Origin of the sequence: Streptomyces sp. NPDC090021, from assembly GCF_044748225.1 — a bacterium.
In the GTDB taxonomy this organism is placed as follows: Bacteria; Actinomycetota; Actinomycetes; order Streptomycetales; family Streptomycetaceae; genus Streptomyces.
On sequence record NZ_JBIVFO010000003.1, the window covers coordinates 250,920 to 257,448 of the forward strand.

7 protein-coding genes and 2 pseudogenes are annotated in these 6,529 nt (G+C 72.4%); 6 read left to right on the forward strand and 3 right to left on the reverse strand.

Annotation, left to right across the window (positions count from 1 at the left end):
- Nucleotides 1-180: 180 nt before the first annotated feature.
- Nucleotides 181-1,461, forward strand: coding sequence for an extracellular solute-binding protein (locus ACIPXC_RS03600; protein ID WP_401613094.1), 1,281 nt, complete (start codon nucleotides 181-183; stop codon nucleotides 1,459-1,461).
- Nucleotides 1,462-1,779: 318 nt separating this feature from the next.
- Here ACIPXC_RS03600 and eno read toward each other — a convergent pair whose 3' ends face one another.
- Nucleotides 1,780-3,087: a phosphopyruvate hydratase gene (gene eno, locus ACIPXC_RS03605; protein ID WP_401613095.1), complete on the reverse strand. Its 1,308-nt coding sequence runs from the start codon at nucleotides 3,085-3,087 to the stop codon at nucleotides 1,780-1,782.
- Between the two features lie 175 nt (nucleotides 3,088-3,262).
- On the opposite strand from eno, the gene ACIPXC_RS03610 reads away from it, so the two are divergent.
- The gene (locus ACIPXC_RS03610; protein WP_386454425.1) at nucleotides 3,263-3,685 is read left to right on the forward strand and encodes a MarR family winged helix-turn-helix transcriptional regulator; all 423 of its coding nucleotides are present in this window, start codon (nucleotides 3,263-3,265) and stop codon (nucleotides 3,683-3,685) included.
- 30 nt (nucleotides 3,686-3,715) lie between these two features.
- Here ACIPXC_RS03610 and ACIPXC_RS03615 read toward each other — a convergent pair whose 3' ends face one another.
- On the reverse strand, nucleotides 3,716-4,066 hold the full coding sequence (locus ACIPXC_RS03615) for an SAV_915 family protein (protein ID WP_401613097.1): 351 nt from the start codon (nucleotides 4,064-4,066) through the stop codon (nucleotides 3,716-3,718).
- Between the two features lie 262 nt (nucleotides 4,067-4,328).
- On the opposite strand from ACIPXC_RS03615, the gene ACIPXC_RS03620 reads away from it, so the two are divergent.
- From ACIPXC_RS03620 to ACIPXC_RS03635, 4 genes and pseudogenes are all read left to right on the forward strand, one after another.
- On the forward strand, nucleotides 4,329-4,703 hold the full coding sequence (locus ACIPXC_RS03620) for a hypothetical protein (RefSeq protein ID WP_401613099.1): 375 nt from the start codon (nucleotides 4,329-4,331) through the stop codon (nucleotides 4,701-4,703).
- 62 nt (nucleotides 4,704-4,765) lie between these two features.
- A pseudogene (locus tag ACIPXC_RS03625) lies at nucleotides 4,766-5,092 on the forward strand (aminoglycoside phosphotransferase family protein); the annotation flags it as partial.
- A gap of 10 nt (nucleotides 5,093-5,102) precedes the next feature.
- Nucleotides 5,103-5,315: a hypothetical protein gene (locus ACIPXC_RS03630; RefSeq protein WP_401613139.1), complete on the forward strand. Its 213-nt coding sequence runs from the start codon at nucleotides 5,103-5,105 to the stop codon at nucleotides 5,313-5,315.
- A gap of 31 nt (nucleotides 5,316-5,346) precedes the next feature.
- The gene (locus ACIPXC_RS03635) at nucleotides 5,347-5,799 is read left to right on the forward strand and encodes a flavodoxin family protein (RefSeq protein ID WP_401613101.1); all 453 of its coding nucleotides are present in this window, start codon (nucleotides 5,347-5,349) and stop codon (nucleotides 5,797-5,799) included.
- Between the two features lie 50 nt (nucleotides 5,800-5,849).
- Here the strand turns inward: ACIPXC_RS03635 and ACIPXC_RS03640 are convergent.
- Nucleotides 5,850-6,428, reverse strand: a pseudogene (locus tag ACIPXC_RS03640) (class I SAM-dependent methyltransferase); the annotation flags it as partial.
- Nucleotides 6,429-6,529: the final 101 nt, after the last annotated feature.

Here is a 6,529-nt window from a genome sequence, read left to right on the forward strand (position 1 = left end):
GATCCTCGTCGGAACCCACAAAGGCTCGGGCCCGGGACTGGATCATCGGCCACACCTGCCCCCGGAGCGGAATCAATCCCTCCCATCCCAGGAGATGATTCCGGCCACCGGGCCGCAGGGCACCCCCGGCGGGGTGCGCCGTGCGCGGCGACAGCCAAGCGACACCAGGGGAATACGCTCGTGCGACGAAAGATCTTCGGGCCGGCCGCCACCGCGCTCGTACTCGGCCTCCTGCCACAGCTCTCCGGATGCGCGGTCGCGGACGGCGGTGGCAGCGGCACGCTCCGGCTGGTGGCCGCCGAGTACGGCGACACCCCGGCCACCAGCTCCAAGGCGTACTGGGACAAGACGACCGGCGCCTTCACCGAGGCCAACCCCGGCATCAAGGTGGAGGTCCGGCTGCTGCCGTGGGCCGACATCGACCGCGAGGTCGCCCGGATGGTGGAGAAGGGCGAGGCTCCCGACGTGGCGCTCATGGGCTCCTACTCGGACTTCGCCGCGCAGGGCAAGCTGTACCCGGCGGAGGAGCTCCTCTCCGTCGGCGCCGAGGCGAACTTCCTCCAGCCGCTCGCCGAGGCGGGGACCTTCGACAGCAGCCTGTACGGCCTGCCCTTCGTGGCGAGCAGCCGCCTGCTCTTCTACAACGAGGCGTTGTTCGCCAAGGCCGGCGTCAAGGAGGCCCCCAGGACCTGGTCCGACCTCAAGGCCGCCGCCAAGGCCCTCAAGGACAAGGGCGTGAAGTACCCGTACGCGCTGCCGCTCGGGCCCGAGGAGGCGCACGCCGAGGCGCTGATCTGGGAGCTGAGCAACGGCGGCGGTTACGCCGACAGCAGCGGCAACTACAGCCTGGACTCCGAGAAGAACGTACGCACCTGGCAGTGGGTCAGGGACAACCTGGTCACCCCCGGCCTCGTCGGGCCCGTTCCGCCGTCCAGGACCAACCGGGCCGACGCGTTCGCCGCCTTCCTGCGGGGTGAGGTCGGCATGCTCAACGGCTACCCGTCGCTCGCCCACGAGGCGGCGGCGAAGGGCATCGGCGTAGGCACCGTGGCCATGCCGGTCTCGGACTCGCTGGGCAGCGGGGAGAGCCCGCCGACCGTGGGTGTCGCCGACTGGATGGTGGCCTTCAGGCAGAACGGCAAGCGCGCGGAGATCGGCAGATTCCTGGAGTTCGTCTACCAGGACAAGAACCTGTCGGACTTCGCGGGTCGCTACCACCTGCTGCCGGCCACCGCCTCCGCCGCGCGGACCCCGGCCGGCGGTGGGCTCAGCCGGACCGACGAGGACTTCCTGAACGCCCTGCGGACGGCCCGGCTCTATCCGGTGAACGACCCCTCGTGGCTGGCGGTCAGTGACGCGATCAAGCGCAACATCGGCCGTGCCGTGGAGCCGGGCGGCGATCCGAAGGCCGTGTTGGAGGATATTGCCGACAGGGCCGAGGAGGCCGCGGGCGGGCGCTGACCGCCCCGGCCCTCGGCTCCCGGCCCTCGGCTCCCGGCCCTCGGCTCCCGGCTCCCGGCCCTCGGCTCCCGGACTCCTCCTGACGGCGCCCGTACGCCCTGGTGCCGCACCGCCGCGACCGGCTGCGGCACCGGCTTGCGGCCCGGCTCACGCACCCGCGTCATGACGCCGGCGGAAATCCCCCGGACCCTCGCCGCCGACGCCGCCCTCGCCGAGGCGATGCGGCTGTCCGGCCTCGGCGTCCGGGGGATCGTCGCCGCGACGCGGGTCGAGATCGGCTACCGGCAACCGGCCACCGGCCCTGAGGGCCGGCGCCGTTCACGCCCGGCGCAGTGCGGAGCGGCCGGCGTAGCGCGCCGCGTCGCCCAGTTCCTCCTCGATCCGGATCAGCTGGTTGTACTTCGCCGTGCGGTCGGAGCGTGAGAGCGAGCCGGTCTTGATCTGGCCGCAGCCCGTCGCCACCGCCAGATCCGCGATGGTGGTGTCCTCCGTCTCGCCCGAGCGGTGCGAGATGACGGCCGTCCAGCCCGCCCGGTGGGCCGTGGCCACGGTGGCCAGCGCCTCGGTCAGGGTGCCGATCTGGTTGACCTTGACCAGCACCGAGTTGCCGACGCCGGTACGGATGCCCTCGCGCAGCAGTGCCTCGTCGGTGCAGAACACGTCGTCGCCGGTGAGCTGGCAGCGGTCGCCCACGCGGGCGGTCAGCTCGCGCCAGCCGTCCCAGTCGTCCTCCGCCATCGGATCCTCGATGGAGACGACGGGGTAGGCGTCGATCAGCCGGGCCAGGTGATCGGCGTGCTCGGCGGGAGTGCGCCGCACCCCCTCGCCGGCGTAGTCGTACATCCCGTCGCGGAAGAACTCCGACGAAGCCGGGTCCATGACCAGCCCGATGTCCGTGCCGGGGCGGTAGCCGGTGCGCTCGATCGCGGCCATCACGAAGTCGAGCGCCTCCTCGGCGGTGCGCAGCGCGGGTGCGAAGCCTCCCTCGTCACCGACGCCTGTGGAGTGTCCGGCGGCCAGCAGGTCGCGGCGCAGCGTGTGGAAGACCTCGCTGCCCATGCGGACGGCCTCGGCGAAGGTGTCGGCGCCCACCGGGGCGATCATGAACTCCTGGAAGTCCAGCGGATTGTCGGCGTGCGCGCCGCCGTTGACGATGTTCATCATCGGCAGCGGCAGGAGGTGGGCGTCGGCGCCGCCGAGGTGGCGGTAGAGGGGCAGGCGGCGGCCCGCCGCCGCGGCCTTGGCGGCGGCGAGCGAGACACCGAGGATCGCGTTGGCGCCGAGCCGGGACTTCGTGGCGGTGCCGTCGAGCGCGACCAGCGCGGCGTCGAGGCCCGCCTGGTCCGCGGCGTCCCGGCCGCGCACGGACGCGGCGATCTCTCCGTTCACATGGGCGACCGCGCGGTCGACGCCCTTGCCGTGCCAGCGCGCGGGATCCCCGTCGCGCAGCTCCACCGCCTCCCGGGCGCCGGTGGAGGCGCCGGAGGGGACGGCCGCGCGCCCCAGGGAGCCGTCCGTCAGGACGACGTCGACCTCGACCGTGGGGTTGCCCCGGCTGTCGATGATCCCGCGGGCGGTGACGGTCTCGATGTGGGCGTCGACGCGTGGGGCGGTCTGTGCGGACATGGTGGGTCCTCCCGTTGTCGTGTGCCGGGACCCCGGCTGCGACAGCGTTGGCGCCGGCCCCGACAGCACAAAACCATACAGCAATGCTGTGCAGTTCTGCTGTGCAGTATGGCTGTACAGTCTTGCTGTGCAGGTCAGGTGCACAGCTTTGCTGACCAACGGGGTAAAGTGCCCTATGCCCTCCTCCGAAGCCGCCGCCATCGCCGCTGAACTGCGCATCGCGACGGGCAGGCTCATCCGGCGTGTCAAGGACGAGGACCGCATCCCGCTGGGCCAGGCCGCCGTGCTCGGCGCCCTCGACCGCAACGGCCCCATGACCACCAGCGACCTCGCGGCCGACCAGCGCGTGCGCCCCCAGTCGATGGCCCGGGCGGTGGGCCTGCTCCTGGAACAGGGCCTGGTCACGCGCCGGGCGCACCCCACGGACGGCCGCAAGTCGCTGGTCGAACTGTCGGACGCGGGCCGGGCCGCACTCGAAGCCGAGCGCGGCCGCCGGGCCGGCTGGCTCGCGCAGGCCATCGCGGCCGAACTGAGCGACGAGGAAAGGGAGTTGCTGGCGCGGAGCATCGTCCTGCTGGAGCGGCTCGCCGCCCGGTAGCGGGCGGCGAGCCGACGAGCGGGGAAACGGTCACCGGGACGCCCTCCCGGAGCGTGCGGGCCGCGAGTCGACCGCCCGTAGCGGCACCCGGGTGACGGCGGGAGCGGTCAGGGTCGGGTCGACCGTCAGCCGGTACCCGCCGAGCGGCGAGGCCAGGGTGCGCAGCGCGGATTCGGACAGCCGGATCCAGGGGTGCCCCGCCCCGAGGGTGGCCGCCAGCAGGTCGGGGCGGGTGAATCCGACGGCGGTGCGGTCGCCCAGAGGGGTGCGGAACATCCGGAGCGCCACCTGCGCCGTACCCGGCCGGACGGGCACGTAGAGGGGTCCGGCCGGGCCCCGTTCCTCGGGCTCGGGGTCGTCGGCGTACTGGAACAGACACATGGGCCCTCCCTGGGGAACCACGAGTGGCGGCTGAGGCCCCGGATGCGGGGAGGTGGTCCGGGGCGCGACAACGAAGCTATCCCCGCCCCGGCTGCCCGGAGCCGCTCCGTAACGGGGCCCTGACGGCGACGGGCCGATTTCATACGCCTCGCTGACACCGGGAGGGGGCTTGACGGCCACCGAGAAAAAGATGACACTCGGAGTGCAAGTTGTTTTGTCAGTATTGGTCAAGTTATGCACCATTCACACAAGGGAGCGAGTCGTGTCTGTCCTGTACGTGTATGCCGCAGCAGGTGCAGTCGTGGGCGCCGTATGGGCCTTCGGCGCGGACATGCCGGCGTGGGAGCACGCACTGCGCGTACTCGTGATCGTGCTCTGTGTCAGCGTGGCCGCACGCCTCATCGCCCCCCGCCTCGCCCGCGCCGGCCGGGCCCCGCTCGACCGGGGACTGTTCCTTGGGCTGGTCGCGGCGAAGGTACTGCTGGTGGCCGTGGCGCTGCTCGTGGACTGGGCCGCCGGGCTGTGGTTCTCCGAACCGGGTCTGATCACCGCCGGGTTCCTGTTCGTCCTGGTGACCCTCGGCGGCCCCGTACTGCACGGCCGGCTGACGAACGGCGCTTCCCGGGCGGTCTGTTGACGGATCCGCGGCCGTCCGTGGCATCGCTGAAGACAGGCGCCCGGTGGCGGATACCCTCCCCCATGGGTGGGGGGACGAAGGGCACGGGCGGGGAACCGGACGGCCAGGACTGGAGTGCCACGCGCTCCTGGGTGGAGAAGGAGCTCGGCGGGGCGGACCGCATCGACCGTGTCGTACGGCTGAGCGGCGGCTGGACCTCGCGGATGCGCCGCCTGGACCTCAGCGGCCCGGGCGGCCCGCGCTCACTGGTCCTGAGGTCCTTCGTCAAGTCCTTCCACGTCCGGCACGCCGAGGGTCTGCTGACCCGCGAGGCGGCCGTCCTGCGTCTGCTCGGCGACACCGACGTGCCTGCTGCATCGCTCAGGGCGGTGGACGCGACGGCGCAGCACGACGCGCTCCGTGCACCCGCAGCGCGTCCTGGCCGAGTCGGTGAAGAGGGCCGCGGCCGGCCTCGGCGCCCCCGCTGGCGGACCGGCCGACCGCACCGTGCCCCGCCACGGCCGGGAGACCGGCGGGACGCTGACGGTCGGCTGGATCGGGCGCGGCGCCCTGTGGTGGAACGCCTCGGTCGACGCTGTCACATCCGGCAGGCCCGGTCGGTCCACGCTGTGAGAGGCGACGACAGACCACCGGAGGGACACCGATGAAGACCCTGCTCGTGTGTACGTCCGTTTCCCACGGCAACACCCGCCGCGTGGCACGGGCGATGGCCGAGGTGTTCGACGCGCGTGTCGTCGCGCCGCAGGAGGTGACGGCCGAGGAGGTGGCGGGGCACGACCTGCTGGGCTTCGGTTCCGGCGTCTTCGCGCAGCGGATGCACCCGGACCTGCTCCGGTTCGTGGCGGCTCTGCCGCCCTCGTCGGGGCGGGCCTTCGTGTTCGCGACGAGCGGCCTGCCGGAGCTCGCGTTCGCGCCGTTCACCCGGCCGCTGGTACGGCTCCTGACAGGCAAGGGGTACGCCGTCGAGGCCACCTTCACCTGCCGGGCGTTCGACACCTGGGCGCCGTTCCGGCTGATCGGCGGCATCAACGGACAGCGGCCCGACGCGGACGACCTGAGCGCCGCCCGCGCGTTCGCCCGACGCCTCCTGGTGTGAGAGCGCCCCGGCGGCCCGGGAACGGGCCGCCGGGGCGGCGGGCAGCGCCGTCAGGCGCGGCAGCGCAGCATCTCGAGCGGCGGGTTGGCGTGGAAGTCGGACCAGTAGTCCGCGTCGAACTCGCGCTCGCCGGCCTCCGACACCGTCAGCGGTACCCAGGTCAACTCGCCGAACCCGGCGGCCCCCAGACACTTCTCGTACACCTCGCGGCGCGGGAGGCAGGCGATGAACGACACCGGCGGGTCGAGCAGCGCCGTGGTCCGGACCTGCGGTCCGGTCTCACCCTGCACGCCGGTGAGCTCGCTGCGGAAGCCGTACCTCTCCGGGGTGGGCCCGTCGAAGCGGAAGTCGGGCGACTGGTTGAGCAGGAAGAGCTCACCGCCGGGCTTCAGGCTGCGGTGCAGGGCGCGGCACATCCGCTGCGTGGCGGCGATGTCCTCCGCGTAGTTGAGGAGCTGGACCGCCAGCGCCACGTCGAAAGGCTGCTCGACGGGCCGCAGGTCGGCCACGTCGCCGACCTCGTAGCGCACACCCAGCGGATCGCTCTCCTCCAACTGCCGTGCGACGGCGATCATTTCACCGGAAATGTCGATGCCCAGCACCTCCGCCGCACCGCGCCGCCTGAACTCCCTGCTTTGAAGTGCTCTCCTCCCTTCGCAAGCTCAGGAAGGAGATTCCCGTCTACCTTGCGGTGACAGGCTTGACGCCGCGAGTGCGCCTGTCGACTGCC